Here is a 14,082-nt window from a genome sequence, read left to right on the forward strand (position 1 = left end):
AGGGCACGGAGATGGTGATGCCCGGGGACAACGTGCAGATGACGGTGCAGCTGATTGCGCCGATCGCGATGGAGCAGGGTCTGCGCTTTGCGATCCGCGAGGGCGGCCGCACCGTCGGCGCCGGCGTCGTCGCCAAGATCCTGGTCTGACGCATCCGCCCCGGCGTCCCGCCGGGGTATTCAATCCGGGCGGCGTGCGCGCCGCCCCTCGCTCTTTGGAACCGACATGAACAACCAGAAGATCCGTATCCGCCTGAAGGCCTTCGATTACAAGCTGATCGACCAGTCTGCGGCGGAGATCGTCGAGACCGCCAAGCGCACCGGCGCGGTGGTGCGTGGCCCGGTGCCCCTGCCCACCCGTATCGAGCGCTTCGATGTCCTGCGTTCGCCGCACGTGAACAAGACCTCGCGCGACCAGTTCGAGATCCGCACCCATCTGCGTCTCATGGACATCGTCGAGCCCACCGACAAGACCGTCGACGCGCTCATGAAGCTCGATCTGCCGGCCGGTGTCGACGTCGAGATCAAGCTGCAGTAAGCCGCTCGCTGCACCAGTGCTTGCCAGCGCTGGTGCCTTCGGGATAGAATCGAAAGCTTTCCTGCGTTGAGCCGCCCGAACGGGGCTGCTCTTCTGGGCTGCGCGCACCGCGCGCAGCACCTGGGCAGGACCACACACACCCGGCCAATCGCAGCCGGGACTGGAGAGCAGAATGAGCCTTGGCCTCGTGGGACGCAAGGTCGGCATGATGCGCATCTTCTCGGACGATGGTGACTCCATCCCCGTGACCGTGCTCGATGTGTCGAACAACCGCGTCACCCAGATCAAGACCGTCGAGAACGACGGTTACACCGCCGTCCAGGTCACCTTCGGCAAGCGTCGCGCCAGCCGGGTCACCAAGCCGCAGGCGGGTCACTTCGCGAAGGCCGGCGTCGAGGCCGGCACGGTCACCCGCGAATTCCATGTCAGCCCCGAGAAGGCCGGTGAGCTCGCGCCCGGCGCGGTCGTCAAGGCCGAGATCTTCGAGGCCGGCCAGAAGGTCGATGTCTCCGGCACCACCCACGGCAAGGGCTTCGCCGGCACGATCAAGCGACATCACTTCGCCTCCAACCGGGCCTCGCACGGCAACTCGCGTTCGCACAATGTGCCAGGCTCGATCGGCATGGCGCAGGATCCGGGCCGCGTGTTTCCGGGCAAGCGCATGTCAGGTCACCTCGGCGCGGCTGCGCGCACGGTGCAGAACCTCGTCGTTGCCCGCGTCGATGCCGAACGCCAGCTGCTGCTGGTGCGCGGTGCGGTCCCGGGTGCCAAGAACGGCAGTGTCGTCGTCACGCCGGCGATCCGCGTGCCGGTGAAAGCCTGAGGGGAGCGACGATGGAACTGAATCTGCTCAACGACCAGGGCCAGCCCTCGGCCACGGTCAGCGCCGCCGACACCGTGTTCGGCCGCGAATTCAACGAGCCGCTGGTGCACCAGGTGGTCGTGGCCTTCCAGGCCAACGCCCGCAGCGGCAACCGTGCCCAGAAGGACCGCAGCGAGGTCCGGCACACCACCAAGAAGCCGTGGCGTCAGAAGGGTACCGGTCGCGCTCGCGCCGGCATGAGCTCCAGCCCCCTGTGGCGCGGTGGCGGCAAGATCTTCCCGAACAGCCCCGACGAGAACTTCACCCAGAAGGTGAACAAGAAGATGTACCGCGCGGGCATGCGCTCCATTCTGTCGCAGCTTGCTCGCGACGGCCGGATCGCGGTCATCGAGGGTCTCACGCTCGAGGCTCCCAAGACCAAGCTGCTCGCTACCAAGGTCCGCGCCATGGGTGCCGGCTCGGTGCTGGTGATCACCGACAACCTCGATGAGAACCTGCTGCTGGCTTCGCGCAATCTGCCCGATGTGCTGGTGGTCGAGCCCCAGCAGGCCGATCCGGTATCGCTGGTGCATTTCGACCGGGTGCTGATCACCCGGCCGGCACTCGCCAAAGTCGAGGAGATGCTGGCATGAACCAGGAACGTCTGATGAAGGTGCTGATGGCCCCGATCGTCTCCGAGAAGGCGACCATGATGGCCGACAAGCACCAGCAGGTGGCCTTTCGCGTGGTGCAGGACGCCACCAAGGCCGAGGTCAAGGCGGCTGTCGAGCTGCTCTTCAAGGTGCAGGTCGAGTCGGTGCAGGTGCTCAACCAGGCCGGCAAGGCCAAGCGCTTCGGCCGTTTCCAGGGCCGGCGCAGCAATGTGCGCAAGGCGTATGTCTGCCTGGCTCCGGGCCAGGAGATCAATTTCGCGGAGGCCGTGTAAATGCCGCTCATGAAGACCAAGCCGACCTCCGCCGGGCGCCGCTCGATGGTGAAGGTCGTCAACAAGGACCTGCACAAGGGCGGTCCGGTGCCCTCGCTGATCGAGCCCAAGATCCGCGGCAACGGTCGCAACAACCTCGGGCACATCACCACCCGTCACAAGGGTGGCGGCCACAAGCAGCACTACCGTCTGGTGGATTTCCGTCGCAACAAGGACGGCATCCCCGCGAAGGTCGAGCGCATCGAGTACGACCCCAACCGCAGCGCGAATCTGGCCCTGCTCTGCTATGCCGACGGCGAGCGCCGTTACATTCTGGCGCCGCGTGATGTGCCTGTGGGCACCACGCTGCAGTCGGGTGCCGAGGCGCCCATCCGCGCTGGCAATGCGCTGCCCATCCGCAACATCCCGGTGGGGTCGACCATCCACGCCATCGAGATGCTGCCTGGCAAGGGCGCGCAGATCGCCCGCTCGGCCGGCACCTCCGCCCGCCTGCTGGCCCGTGAAGGCACCTACGCGCAGGTCCGCCTGCGCTCCGGTGAGATCCGCAAGGTGCACATCGAGTGCCGCGCCACCATCGGTGAGGTCGGCAACGAGGAGCACAGCCTGCGCACCATCGGGAAGGCCGGCGCCAATCGCTGGCGCGGTATCCGCCCCACCGTGCGCGGCATCTGCATGAACCCGGTTGATCACCCGCACGGCGGCCGCTCCAACGGCGGCGGCCATCCGGTGTCGCCCTGGGGCACCCCCACCAAGGGCTACAAGACCCGCCGCAACAAGCGCACCGACACCATGATCGTGCAGCGCCGCGGTCGCAAGTAACGGGCAAGGACCAGACAGCCATGGCACGTTCAGTCAAGAAGGGCCCCTTCGTCGACGCCCATCTGATGAAGAAGGTCGATACCGCGCTCACCAACAAGGACAAGCGACCGATCAAGACCTGGTCGCGCCGGTCCACGGTGGTGCCCGAGTTCATCGGCCTGACCATCGCGGTGCACAACGGCAAGCAGCATGTGCCGGTGTACGTCAACGAGAACATGGTCGGGCACAAGCTCGGCGAGTTTGCGCTGACCCGCACCTTCAAGGGCCACGCCGCGGACAAGAAGTCCTCGGTCAAGCGCTAAGGAGCCACGCATGGAAACCCAAGCTATCCTGCGCGGTGTTCACCTCTCGGCCCAGAAAGGCCGGCTGGTCGCCGACCTGGTCCGCGGCAAGCCGGTGGAACAGGCGCTGAACATCCTCGCCTTCTCCCCCAAGAAAGCCGCCCGCATCGTCAAGAAGGTGCTCGAGTCGGCGATCGCCAACGCCGAGCACAATGACGGCGCCGACATCGACGAGCTCAAGGTCACCACCATCCACGTCGAGAAGGGCACCTCGCTCAAGCGCTTCCAGGCCCGCGCCAAGGGCCGCGGCTGCAAGATCGAGAAGCAGACCTGCCACATCTTCGTGAAGGTGGGCAACTAAGCCCCCCCGGAAGGACACCATGGGACAGAAGATCCATCCGACCGGGTTCCGCCTCTCGGTCACCCGCAACTGGTCCTCGCGCTGGTACGCGAACAGCCGCCAGTTCCCGCAGATGCTCAATGAAGACCTGCGGGTGCGGGCCTACCTGCGCAAGAAGCTCAAGAGCGCCTCGGTCGGTCGCGTGCTCATCGAGCGGCCGGCCAAGAATGCCCGCATCACCATTTTCTCGGCACGCCCGGGTGTGGTCATCGGCAAGAAGGGCGAGGACATCGAGATTCTCAAGGCCGACCTCCAGCGACTGCTGGGCGTGCCGGTGCACGTGAACATCGAGGAAATCCGCAAGCCCGAGATCGATGCGCAGCTGATTGCCGACTCGATCACCCAGCAGCTCGAGAAGCGCATCATGTTCCGTCGCGCCATGAAGCGGGCGATGCAGAACGCCATGCGTCTGGGTGCCCAGGGCATCAAGATCATGAGCTCGGGCCGCCTCAACGGCGCCGAGATCGCCCGGGTGGAGTGGTATCGCGAAGGTCGCGTGCCCCTTCACACCCTGCGCGCCGACATCGAGTACGGCTTCTCGGAGGCCCTGACCACCTACGGCATCATCGGCGTGAAGGTCTGGGTCTACAAGGGTGACACCCTCGGTCGCGGTGACGCGCCCGCGGCTGCCGAAAAGGAAGCGCCGCCGCCCGAGCGCGACGATCGCCGCAATCGCCGGCTGCCCCCGAAGCCGGGTGCAGCGCCGCGAGCCGGCGCCCGTCGTCGACCCGATGGCGAGCCCGAAGCCAAGAGCGCGCCCGAGGCGGGCGCCGCCGATGCCCCCAAGACTGCGGTCAAGCGCGTGCGCAAGGCGCCTGGTGCGCCCGCTGACGCCAAGACCGGCGAATGAGGAGTGAGCGATGCTGCAACCCGCTCGACGCAAGTACCGCAAGGAACAGAAGGGCCGCAACAAGGGCCTGGCTACCCGGGGCGCCGCTGTCTCGTTCGGTGAGTTCGGCCTGAAGGCCACCGGCCGTGGCCGGCTCACCGCGCGCCAGATCGAGGCTGCCCGTCGTGCCATGACCCGGCACATCAAGCGAGGCGGTCGCATCTGGATCCGGATCTTCCCCGACAAGCCCATCTCGCACAAACCTGCCGAGGTCCGCATGGGCAACGGCAAGGGCAACCCCGAGTACTACGTCGCCGAGATCCAGCCCGGCAAGGTGCTCTACGAGATGGACGGCGTGAATGAAGCCCTCGCCCGCGAGGCCTTTGCGCTTGCCGCCGCCAAGCTGCCGATCTCCACGGTCTTCGTGACCCGGATGGTCGGGGCCTGACCCGCACAACGGAGAGCCCCATGAAGGCCAGTGAACTGCGCGCCAAGGATCCCGAGGCGCTGAACAAGGAACTCGGTGAACTGCTCAAGGCGCATTTCTCGCTGCGCATGCAGATCGCCACCCAGCAACTGAACAACACCAGCCAACTGGGCAAGACCCGCCGCGACATCGCGCGGGTGCGCACCGTGCTGCGTGAGAAAGCCGCCGCCAAATGACCGCAGCCGTCGAAGCGCCCGTCACGCTCAAGCGCACCCTGGTCGGGCGCGTGGTCAGCAACAAGATGCAGAAGACCGTCACCGTGGTGGTCGAGCGCAAGGTCAAGCATGCGATGTACGGGAAGTACATCGTGAAGAGCACGCGCTATCACGCCCACACCGAGGCGGCCATCAATGAAGGCGACACCGTCGAGATCCAGGAAAGCCGTCCGATCTCCAAGACCAAGGCCTGGGTCGTGGTCCGGGTGGTCGAGTCGGTCAACTGAATTGGTGAGCGGGTTCCACAGCCCGCTTGCCAAAGCGACAGAGAACAGGTTATCCTAGACGGCTTCGGTTTTGCAGCGCCAGTGTGCCCCAGGGCACGCAGCCCACAGCGGCGCTGCGCCAGCCGATTTTCAACCCGTGCCACGGGACCAAGACTGACTGCCCTGAGGCGGTCGGGGCCGAGCAGCCCCGAGCGCCGTCTGTTGCCAGGGTGGATTAAGTTGGGACAGGAACAGCGATGATTCAGATGCAGTCGACGTTGGACGTCGCCGACAACACCGGCGCTCGTTCGGTCATGTGTATCAAGGTGCTGGGCGGCTCCAAGCGCCGCTATGCCGGCATTGGCGACGTCATCAAGGTGAGCGTCAAGGAGGCGCAACCGCGCGGCCGCGTCAAGAAGGGCGAGATCTACAACGCCGTGGTCGTGCGCACCGCCAAAGGTGTGCGCCGCCAGGACGGTTCGCTCGTCAAGTTCGACGGCAACGCAGCGGTGCTGCTCAACGCCAAGCTCGAGCCGATCGGCACGCGCATCTTCGGCCCGGTCACGCGCGAACTGCGCACCGAGCGCTTCATGAAGATCGTGTCGCTCGCGCCCGAAGTCCTGTAAGGGAGTCCGCGATGGAAAAAATCCGCAAGGGTGACGAAGTCATCGTCATCGCCGGTCGCGACAAGGGCAAGCGCGGCAGCGTGCTCAGCCGGGTCGATGCCGCCCACCTGCTGGTCGACGGCGTGAATGTCGTCAAGAAGCACCAGCGCCCCAATCCCATGAAGGGCCAGACCGGCGGCATCGTCGACAAGACCATGCCGATCGATCAGTCGAACGTGATGCTCTTCAATCCGGCCACCGGCAAGGGCGATCGGGTCGGCATCCGCGTGCTCGAGGACGGCAAGAAGGTTCGCTTCTTCAAGTCCAACGGCGAACTGGTCAAGGCCTGAAGAGGAACACCATGGCTCGTTTCCAGCAACAGTACCGCGAGAAGATCGTCCCCGATCTGATGGCGAAGTTCGGCTACCAGTCGATCATGCAGGTGCCCCGCATCACCAAGGTCACGCTCAACATGGGTGTGTCCGAGGCGGTGGCTGACAAGAAGGTCCTCGATGCTGCGGTGGGCGATCTCACCAAGATCGCCGGCCAGAGGCCCGTGGTCACCAAGGCGCGCAAGGCCATCGCCGGCTTCAAGATCCGCGCCGGCTACCCGATCGGCTGCATGGTCACCCTGCGCGGCGCACGCATGTATGAATTCCTCGATCGCCTGGTCACCGTGGCGCTGCCCCGGGTGCGCGACTTCCGTGGCGTGTCGGGTCGAGCCTTCGATGGCCGCGGCAACTACAACATCGGCGTCAAGGAACAGATCATCTTTCCCGAGATCGATTACGACAAGGTCGACGCGCTGCGTGGCCTGAACATCAGCATCACCACCACCGCCAAGTCTGATGACGAGGCGAAGGCGCTGCTGACCGCGTACCGATTCCCATTCCGCAACTGAGGTTCGTCAAGTGGCCAAACTCGCTTCGATCAACCGCGACCTGAAACGCGCCGCCCTGGTGCGCAAGTACGCGAAAAAGCGCGCCGAGCTCCAGGCGATCATCAACGACCAGTCGGTCTCGGAAGAGGATCGTTACCAGGCCCGGCTCAAGCTGCAGCAGCTGCCGCGCAACGCCAATCCCACCCGCCTGCGCAACCGCTGCGAGATCACCGGTCGTTCGCGTGGTGTCTACAGCAAATTCGGCCTCGGCCGCAACAAGCTTCGCGAGGCGGCGATGCGGGGCGAAGTGCCCGGCATCGTCAAGGCCAGCTGGTAACGGAGGACACGACATGAGCATGAGCGATCCGGTCGCGGACATGTTCACGCGCATCCGCAACGGGCAGCGCGTGGAGAAACAGTCGGTCTCGATGCCGTCTTCCAAGCTGAAGGTGGCGATCGCCCAGGTCCTGAAGGACGAGGGCTACATCGAGGGCTACTCGGTCAGCACCGAGGGCGTGAAGTCCGAGCTGCAGGTGCAGCTCAAGTATTACGCCGGCCGCCCGGTCATCGAGCGCATCGAACGCGTCTCGAAGCCTGGTCTGCGGGTTTACAAGGGTCGCGATGCGCTGCCCCAGGTGATGAATGGCCTGGGTGTCACCATCGTCACCACCTCGCGTGGGGTCATGACCGATCGCAAGGCGCGCGCCACCGGCGTGGGCGGCGAAGTCATCGCCTACGTGGCGTAAGGGAGGGGCTATGTCCCGAGTTGCCAAGGTTCCGGTCGCCGTGCCGGCCGGTGTCGACGTGCAGATTGCCGACGGCGCCATCACGGTCAAGGGCCCGCTGGGCTCCCTCAGCCTGCGTATCAACCCGCTTGTCAGCATCGTGCGCGAAGGTGCCGAGCTGCTGGTCAAGCCGATGTCCGAGGCCCGCGATGCCGGTGCGATGAGCGGCACCTTCCGCGCGCTGGTGGCCAACATGGTCCAGGGCGTCACGCGCGGCTTCGAGAAGAAGCTGCAGCTGGTGGGTACCGGCTACCGGGCACAGGCTCAGGGTGCATCGCTGAACCTGTCGCTCGGGTTCTCGCATCCGGTGGTCTACAAGCTGCCCGATGGCATCAAGGCCGAGACGCCTACCCAGAACGACATCCTGATCAAGGGGGCCGACCGTCAGAAGGTCGGCCAGGTGGCTGCCGAGATCCGCGCGTACAAATCGCCCGAGCCTTACAAGGGCAAGGGTGTTCGCTACGCGGATGAGAAGGTGGTCCTGAAGGAAGTCAAGAAGAAGTAAGCGGCGCACGCGCCCCAAAGACAGGATACAGGCGATGGACAAGAAACAGGCTCGTTTGCGCCGTGCCCGTCAGACGCGGCTCAAGATCCGCGAACTGCGGGTCAACAGGCTCACCGTCTTCCGGACGAATCAGCACATCTACGCGAGCATCATCGACGCCGATGGCGCCCGGGTGCTGGTGTCCTCGTCCACCAACGAGGCCGAGGTTCGCTCCGCACTCGCGGGTGCGGCCGGCAAGGGCGGCAACGCCAGTGCGGCCACGGTGGTCGGCAAGCGCATCGCCGAGAAGGCGCTGGCAGCCGGCATCCAGAGCGTGGCTTTCGACCGCGCGGGCTACCGCTTCCACGGCCGGGTCAAGGCGCTTGCCGAGGCCGCCCGTGAAGCCGGCCTGAAGTTCTGATCGACAGGATACGAACATGGCAAAGGTTCAGGCACGGGTCGGCTCCGAGGAGCGCGACGACGGTCTCAAGGAAAAGATGATCGCGGTGAACCGCGTGACCAAGGTCGTCAAGGGAGGTCGGATTCTCGGCTTCGCGGCGCTGACCGTGGTGGGCGATGGTGATGGCCGCATCGGCATGGGCAAGGGCAAGGCCCGTGAGGTGCCGGTGGCGGTGCAGAAGGCCATGGACGAAGCCCGGCGCAAGATGTTCAAGGTGAGCCTCAAGGGCAGCACGCTGCAGCACACCGTGCACGGCCGCCATGGCGCTGCCAACGTCTACCTCGCGCCGGCGCCGGACGGCACCGGCATCATCGCCGGCGGTCCGATGCGGGCGATCTTCGAAGTGATGGGTGTGGGCAACGTGGTGGCCAAGAGCCACGGCTCCACCAATCCCTACAACATGGTCCGCGCCACGCTCAACGCGCTGCAGAACATGAACACCCCGGCCGAGATCGCTGCCAAGCGGGGCAAGACGGTCGAGGAAATCCTCGGTTGAGGCGCGATGCCGGTGCTGCCCTGCGGGCTGTCACCGGTCAGGAGAACCCGATGACCAAGAAGACCCTCAAAGTGACGCTGGTGCGCAGCCCGAACGGCACCCGCTCCACCCACAAGGCAACCGTGCTGGGCCTGGGGCTCAAGCGCATCCGCCAGACGCGCGAGCTCGAGGACACTCCGGCCGTGCGCGGCATGATCACCAAGGTTTCGTACCTGGTTCGCGTCGAGTGAGATCGCCATGCAACTGAACACGCTGAAACCCGCCGAGGGCAGCAAGCATGCGCGCAAGCGCGTGGGACGCGGTATCGGCTCCGGCCTGGGCAAGACTGCCGGCCGTGGTCACAAGGGTCAGAAGTCGCGCTCGGGCGGCTTCCACAAGGTCGGCTTCGAGGGCGGCCAGATGCCGCTCCAGCGTCGTCTGCCCAAGCGCGGCTTCGTGTCGATGAGCGCCGGCGATACCGCCGAGGTTCGCCTGTCGGATCTGCAGCGGCTCGACGCACCGGCCATTGATCTGCTCGCCCTCAAGGCGGCCGGCGTGGTGCCACAGGGCGCGAAGGCGGCCAAGGTCATTCTCTCGGGCAGCCTCGAGCGCGCAGTGACCCTCACCGGCATCGGTGCCACGAAGGGCGCTCGCGCGGCCATCGAGGCCGCCGGCGGCACGCTGGCCTGATCTTCTTTCGTCACTGACACCGGACGCACCCTTGGCCACCTCCGCCGCCAGCACCGCCAACGCCGGCCGCTTCGCTGATCTGAAGCGCCGGCTGTGGTTCCTGCTGTTCGCCCTGGTGGTCTATCGCATCGGCGCGCACATTCCGGTGCCCGGCATCGATCCCGACCAGCTGGCTCAGCTCTTCAAGGGACAGCAGGGCGGCATCCTGGGCATGTTCAACATGTTCTCGGGGGGCGCGCTCTCGCGGTTCACGGTGTTTGCCCTGGGGATCATGCCGTACATCTCGGCATCGATCATCATGCAGCTGCTCACCGTGGTGGTGCCGCAGCTCGAGGCGCTCAAGAAGGAAGGCGAAACCGGCCGCCGCACCATCACGAAGTACACCCGCTGGTTCACCGTGGGTCTGGCCACCTTTCAGGCGCTCGGCATCGCCATTGCGCTCGAAGCGCAGGCGGGTCTGGTGATCGATCCTGGTCTGCAGTTCCGCTTCACCACCGTGGTTTCGCTGCTCACCGGCACCATGTTCCTGATGTGGCTGGGCGAGCAGATCACCGAGCGTGGTCTGGGCAATGGCATCTCGATCATCATCTTCGCCGGCATCGCGGCGGGCCTGCCCTCGGCGCTTGCCGGGATGGGAGAACTGGTGCGCACCGGTGCCATGAACGCGCTGGTGGCCCTGGTGATCGTGGCTCTGGTGGTGATGGTCACCGCGGCGGTGGTGTTCGTCGAGCGCGGGCAGCGCAAGATCACCGTGAACTACGCCAAGCGTCAGGTGGGCAACCGGGTGTACGGCGGGCAGACGTCGCATCTGCCGCTCAAGCTGAACATGGCGGGCGTCATTCCGCCGATCTTCGCGTCGTCGATCATCCTCTTCCCGGCCACCATCGCGCAGTGGTTCACCTCCGGTGATTCCTCCAGCGCCATGGTCCGCGTGCTCAAGGATGTGGCGGCCACGCTGTCGCCCGGCCAGCCGGTTTACATCCTGCTCTATGCAGCCGCCATCATCTTCTTCTGCTTCTTCTACACTGCGCTGGTCTTCAACAGCCGCGACACGGCGGAAAACCTCAAGAAGAGTGGCGCGTTCGTGCCCGGTATCCGTCCTGGCGAGCAGACCGCACGCTACATCGACAAGATCCTGATGCGGCTCACGCTCGCCGGTGCCATCTACATCAGCGCGGTCTGCCTGCTGCCCGAGCTGCTGGTGCTGAAGTGGAATGTGCCGTTCTATTTCGGCGGCACCTCGCTGCTGATCATCGTGGTGGTGACCACCGACTTCATGTCGCAGGTGCAGGCCTATGTCATGTCGCACCAGTACGAGAGCCTGCTGAAGAAGGCCAACCCGAAAGGGATGGGACTGTGAACCTGCCGGGCTGGCAGCGGCCGTCATCGGCCTGCCAGCCGGTCAACAGAGCGTCGAGAGACTCGAGGGAATCATGAAAGTGTTGGCATCGGTCAAGAAGATCTGCCGCAACTGCAAGGTCATCAAGCGCAAGGGCGTGGTCCGCGTGATCTGCGTCGATCCGCGGCACAAGCAGCGTCAAGGTTGACGGAGAACAAGCATGGCACGTATTGCGGGTATCAATGTTCCTGATCGACAGCACACCGAGATCGGTCTGACTGCCATTTATGGCATCGGCCGGACGCGCGCTCGCCAGATCTGCGACGCCGCCGGGGTGAACTACGCGAAGAAAGTGAAGGATCTCAGCGATCCCGAACTCGAGCGCATCCGCGACCTGGTGTCGCGCCTGACGGTCGAGGGCGACCTGCGTCGCGAGGTCTCGATGTCGATCAAGCGGCTGATGGACCTCGGCTGCTACCGCGGTGTCCGTCACCGTCGTGGTCTGCCGGTCCGCGGTCAGCGTACCCGCACGAATGCGCGCACCCGCAAGGGCCCGCGCAAGGCCGGCGTGGCCCTGAAGAAATAATCGTTCACAGGATCATCCATGGCTACCAAGGCTCAATCCGCCGCCGCTGCCGCCGCCGCTTCCCGGGTGCGCAAGAAGGCGAAAAAGAACGTGTCCGACGGCATTGCCCACGTGCATGCCTCGTTCAACAACACCATCATCACCATCACTGACCGTCAGGGCAACGCGCTGTCGTGGGCCTCGGCGGGTGGTGCCGGTTTCAAGGGCTCGCGCAAGTCCACGCCGTTTGCGGCGCAGGTCGCTGCCGAGACCGCCGGCCGTGCGGCCCAGGACTGCGGCATCAAGAACCTGGAAGTGCAGATCAGCGGCCCCGGCCCTGGCCGTGAGTCGTCGGTGCGCGCGCTGAACGCCCTCGGCATCAAGATTCTCCAGATCCAGGATGTCACGCCGATTCCGCACAACGGCTGCCGTCCCCCGAAGCGCCGCCGCATCTGAGCGGCACCCCGCCCGGCTCCGGCCGGGCGAACTCCCGGCGTGCAGCCGGCCATCTTCGGGTGGACGTTCTGCCGTCGATTGAAGCCCACCGTCCGCCGCTGTGCGCCGCAAGGCGCCAGTCACCGAAAGCGCGGACTAACCGCAGCACCGGCCCCGGTTGCCGTCTGCGTACTTGACGAGGACATGCCGTGGCACGTTATACCGGACCGAAAGCCAAGCTTTCCCGCCGTGAAGGCACCGATCTTTTCCTGAAGAGCGCCCGTCGGTCGCTCGACACCAAGTGCAAGCTCGACAGCAAGCCGGGCCAGCATGGCCGCATCTCCGGCACCCGCACCTCCGACTTCGGTCTGCAGCTGCGCGAGAAGCAGAAGGTCAAGCGCATGTACGGTGTGCTCGAGAAGCAGTTCCGCCGCTATTTCGAGGAGGCCGAGCGCCGCCGTGGCAACACCGGTGAGAACCTCCTGAAGCTGCTCGAGAGCCGTCTTGACAATGTCGTCTACCGGATGGGCTATGCCACCACCCGTGCCGAGGCGCGCCAGCTGGTGAGTCACAAGGCCATCACCGTCAACGGCCAGGTGCTGAACATCCCGTCGGCGCTGGTGCGTCCGGCCGATGTCGTTGCGGTGCGCGAGAAGTCCCGCAAGCAGGCCCGCATCCAGGATGCGCTGACGCTGGCCGAGCAGAATGGCATGCCGGGTTGGGTGTCGGTCGACAAGACCAAGATGGAAGGCACCTTCAAGTCGGTGCCCGACCGCGCCGATCTGTACTCGGACATCAACGAGAGCCTGATCGTCGAGTTGTACTCGCGTTAATTGAAGGGACCCCTCCATGCAGACCGCCATGCTGAAGCCGCGAATCGTCGAGGTCGAGCAACTCGGGCCGTCCCATTCCCGCGTCGTGATGGAGCCGTTCGAGCGCGGCTACGGACACACGCTGGGCAATGCGCTGCGCCGGGTGCTGCTGTCCTCGATGGTCGGCTATGCGCCGACCGAGGTCCAGATCTCGGGCGTCGTTCATGAATACTCCACGCTCGATGGTGTCCGCGAGGATGTCGTCGACCTGCTGCTGAACCTGAAGGGCATCGTCTTCAAGCTGCACAACCGTGACGAGGTCTTCCTCACGCTGCGCAAGGAAGGCGCCGGTCCGGTCACGGCGGCTGACATCGATTGCCCGCATGATGTCGAGGTGATCAATCCCGAGCATGCGATCGCGAGCCTCACGCAGGGTGGTCGGATCGACATGCAGATCAAGGTCGAGCGGGGCCGTGGCTACGTGCCGGGCACCATGCGCAACCTTGGTGAGACCAAGTCGATCGGGCGCATCGTGCTCGACGCCTCGTTCTCGCCGGTGCGTCGGGTGAGCTATCTGGTGGAGAGCGCCCGCGTCGAGCAGCGCACCGACCTCGACCGCCTGATCATCGATGTCGAGACCAATGGCGTGATCGCCCCCGAAGAGGCGGTTCGTCAGTCGGCGCGCATTCTCGTCGAGCAGCTCTCGGTGTTCGCAGCGCTCGAGGGTGGCGCCGAGCCGATGACCGAGATGGGCTCGTCGCGTGCGCCGCAGATCGATCCCATCCTGATGCGCCCGGTCGATGACCTGGAGCTCACGGTGCGTTCGGCCAACTGCCTGAAGGCCGAGAACATCTACTACATCGGTGACCTGATCCAGCGCACCGAGAACGAGCTGCTCAAGACCCCGAACCTGGGCCGCAAGTCGCTCAACGAGATCAAGGAAGTGCTCGCCTCACGCGGCCTGACCCTGGGCATGAAGCTCGAGAACTGGCCCCCGGCCGGTCTCGAGCGGCCCTGAGTCGTTTCGCGC

Annotated in this window: 28 protein-coding genes; all 28 read left to right on the forward strand. The window is 65.3% G+C overall.

Annotated elements, in window-relative coordinates; genetic code table 11:
* The coding region (locus AC2H6A_RS02660) for an EF-Tu C-terminal domain-related protein (protein ID WP_484271631.1) at positions 1-149 on the forward strand (149 nt) is incomplete at its 5' end.
* A gap of 76 nt (positions 150-225) precedes the next feature.
* Positions 226-537 carry a 30S ribosomal protein S10 gene (gene rpsJ, locus AC2H6A_RS02665; protein WP_484271584.1) on the forward strand — a complete coding sequence of 104 codons (312 nt, stop codon included), beginning with the start codon at positions 226-228 and terminating at the stop codon, positions 535-537.
* A gap of 172 nt (positions 538-709) precedes the next feature.
* Complete coding sequence (gene rplC / locus AC2H6A_RS02670; RefSeq protein WP_484271585.1) at positions 710-1,360, forward strand: 50S ribosomal protein L3; 651 nt, start codon at positions 710-712, stop codon at positions 1,358-1,360.
* Between the two features lie 11 nt (positions 1,361-1,371).
* Positions 1,372-1,992, forward strand: coding sequence for a 50S ribosomal protein L4 (gene rplD, locus AC2H6A_RS02675; protein ID WP_484271586.1), 621 nt, complete (start codon positions 1,372-1,374; stop codon positions 1,990-1,992).
* On the forward strand, positions 1,989-2,285 hold the full coding sequence (gene rplW / locus AC2H6A_RS02680) for a 50S ribosomal protein L23 (RefSeq protein ID WP_484271587.1): 297 nt from the start codon (positions 1,989-1,991) through the stop codon (positions 2,283-2,285). The genes rplD and rplW overlap by 4 nt, the downstream gene beginning before the upstream one ends.
* Positions 2,286-3,104 (forward strand): 50S ribosomal protein L2, encoded by an 819-nt coding sequence (gene rplB / locus AC2H6A_RS02685; RefSeq protein ID WP_484271588.1) that lies wholly within the window; start codon positions 2,286-2,288, stop codon positions 3,102-3,104.
* Between the two features lie 20 nt (positions 3,105-3,124).
* Complete coding sequence (rpsS, locus tag AC2H6A_RS02690) at positions 3,125-3,406, forward strand: 30S ribosomal protein S19 (protein ID WP_484271589.1); 282 nt, start codon at positions 3,125-3,127, stop codon at positions 3,404-3,406.
* Between the two features lie 10 nt (positions 3,407-3,416).
* Positions 3,417-3,746 carry a 50S ribosomal protein L22 gene (gene rplV, locus AC2H6A_RS02695; RefSeq protein WP_484271590.1) on the forward strand — a complete coding sequence of 110 codons (330 nt, stop codon included), beginning with the start codon at positions 3,417-3,419 and terminating at the stop codon, positions 3,744-3,746.
* Between the two features lie 19 nt (positions 3,747-3,765).
* Entirely contained in the window at positions 3,766-4,635 is an 870-nt protein-coding gene (rpsC, locus tag AC2H6A_RS02700; RefSeq protein ID WP_484271591.1) for a 30S ribosomal protein S3, read from the forward strand.
* 10 nt (positions 4,636-4,645) lie between these two features.
* The gene (gene rplP / locus AC2H6A_RS02705) at positions 4,646-5,062 is read left to right on the forward strand and encodes a 50S ribosomal protein L16 (RefSeq protein WP_484271592.1); all 417 of its coding nucleotides are present in this window, start codon (positions 4,646-4,648) and stop codon (positions 5,060-5,062) included.
* A 20-nt stretch (positions 5,063-5,082) separates the two neighbouring features.
* The gene (rpmC, locus tag AC2H6A_RS02710) at positions 5,083-5,277 is read left to right on the forward strand and encodes a 50S ribosomal protein L29 (protein WP_484271593.1); all 195 of its coding nucleotides are present in this window, start codon (positions 5,083-5,085) and stop codon (positions 5,275-5,277) included.
* On the forward strand, positions 5,274-5,543 hold the full coding sequence (gene rpsQ / locus AC2H6A_RS02715; protein WP_484271594.1) for a 30S ribosomal protein S17: 270 nt from the start codon (positions 5,274-5,276) through the stop codon (positions 5,541-5,543). Before rpmC ends, rpsQ begins: the two co-directional genes overlap by 4 nt.
* A gap of 236 nt (positions 5,544-5,779) precedes the next feature.
* Complete coding sequence (gene rplN / locus AC2H6A_RS02720) at positions 5,780-6,148, forward strand: 50S ribosomal protein L14 (RefSeq protein ID WP_484271595.1); 369 nt, start codon at positions 5,780-5,782, stop codon at positions 6,146-6,148.
* Positions 6,149-6,159: 11 nt separating this feature from the next.
* The gene (gene rplX, locus AC2H6A_RS02725) at positions 6,160-6,477 is read left to right on the forward strand and encodes a 50S ribosomal protein L24 (protein WP_484271596.1); all 318 of its coding nucleotides are present in this window, start codon (positions 6,160-6,162) and stop codon (positions 6,475-6,477) included.
* An 11-nt stretch (positions 6,478-6,488) separates the two neighbouring features.
* Positions 6,489-7,028 (forward strand): 50S ribosomal protein L5, encoded by a 540-nt coding sequence (gene rplE / locus AC2H6A_RS02730; RefSeq protein ID WP_484271597.1) that lies wholly within the window; start codon positions 6,489-6,491, stop codon positions 7,026-7,028.
* A 10-nt stretch (positions 7,029-7,038) separates the two neighbouring features.
* Positions 7,039-7,344 carry a 30S ribosomal protein S14 gene (gene rpsN, locus AC2H6A_RS02735; RefSeq protein ID WP_484271598.1) on the forward strand — a complete coding sequence of 102 codons (306 nt, stop codon included), beginning with the start codon at positions 7,039-7,041 and terminating at the stop codon, positions 7,342-7,344.
* Between the two features lie 13 nt (positions 7,345-7,357).
* Positions 7,358-7,753: a 30S ribosomal protein S8 gene (gene rpsH, locus AC2H6A_RS02740; protein WP_484271599.1), complete on the forward strand. Its 396-nt coding sequence runs from the start codon at positions 7,358-7,360 to the stop codon at positions 7,751-7,753.
* 10 nt (positions 7,754-7,763) lie between these two features.
* Positions 7,764-8,297: a 50S ribosomal protein L6 gene (gene rplF / locus AC2H6A_RS02745; protein WP_484271600.1), complete on the forward strand. Its 534-nt coding sequence runs from the start codon at positions 7,764-7,766 to the stop codon at positions 8,295-8,297.
* Between the two features lie 34 nt (positions 8,298-8,331).
* Positions 8,332-8,697: a 50S ribosomal protein L18 gene (gene rplR, locus AC2H6A_RS02750; protein ID WP_484271601.1), complete on the forward strand. Its 366-nt coding sequence runs from the start codon at positions 8,332-8,334 to the stop codon at positions 8,695-8,697.
* Positions 8,698-8,713: 16 nt separating this feature from the next.
* Complete coding sequence (rpsE, locus tag AC2H6A_RS02755) at positions 8,714-9,232, forward strand: 30S ribosomal protein S5 (RefSeq protein ID WP_484271602.1); 519 nt, start codon at positions 8,714-8,716, stop codon at positions 9,230-9,232.
* A gap of 50 nt (positions 9,233-9,282) precedes the next feature.
* Entirely contained in the window at positions 9,283-9,462 is a 180-nt protein-coding gene (gene rpmD, locus AC2H6A_RS02760) for a 50S ribosomal protein L30 (RefSeq protein WP_484271603.1), read from the forward strand.
* Positions 9,463-9,469: 7 nt separating this feature from the next.
* A complete protein-coding gene (gene rplO, locus AC2H6A_RS02765; RefSeq protein ID WP_484271604.1) occupies positions 9,470-9,901 on the forward strand; it encodes a 50S ribosomal protein L15 in 432 nt (143 codons plus the stop codon).
* 31 nt (positions 9,902-9,932) lie between these two features.
* The gene (secY, locus tag AC2H6A_RS02770; protein WP_484271605.1) at positions 9,933-11,261 is read left to right on the forward strand and encodes a preprotein translocase subunit SecY; all 1,329 of its coding nucleotides are present in this window, start codon (positions 9,933-9,935) and stop codon (positions 11,259-11,261) included.
* Between the two features lie 73 nt (positions 11,262-11,334).
* Positions 11,335-11,448 (forward strand): 50S ribosomal protein L36, encoded by a 114-nt coding sequence (rpmJ, locus tag AC2H6A_RS02775; protein ID WP_484271606.1) that lies wholly within the window; start codon positions 11,335-11,337, stop codon positions 11,446-11,448.
* Positions 11,449-11,460: 12 nt separating this feature from the next.
* On the forward strand, positions 11,461-11,826 hold the full coding sequence (gene rpsM, locus AC2H6A_RS02780) for a 30S ribosomal protein S13 (protein ID WP_484271607.1): 366 nt from the start codon (positions 11,461-11,463) through the stop codon (positions 11,824-11,826).
* A gap of 18 nt (positions 11,827-11,844) precedes the next feature.
* A complete protein-coding gene (gene rpsK / locus AC2H6A_RS02785; protein ID WP_484271608.1) occupies positions 11,845-12,261 on the forward strand; it encodes a 30S ribosomal protein S11 in 417 nt (138 codons plus the stop codon).
* Positions 12,262-12,449: 188 nt separating this feature from the next.
* A complete protein-coding gene (rpsD, locus tag AC2H6A_RS02790) occupies positions 12,450-13,073 on the forward strand; it encodes a 30S ribosomal protein S4 (protein WP_484271609.1) in 624 nt (207 codons plus the stop codon).
* 16 nt (positions 13,074-13,089) lie between these two features.
* Positions 13,090-14,070, forward strand: a complete 981-nt coding sequence (locus tag AC2H6A_RS02795; protein ID WP_484271610.1) for a DNA-directed RNA polymerase subunit alpha — start codon at positions 13,090-13,092, stop codon at positions 14,068-14,070.
* Positions 14,071-14,082 lie beyond the last annotated feature (12 nt).

This window comes from Quisquiliibacterium sp. (assembly GCF_982640115.1).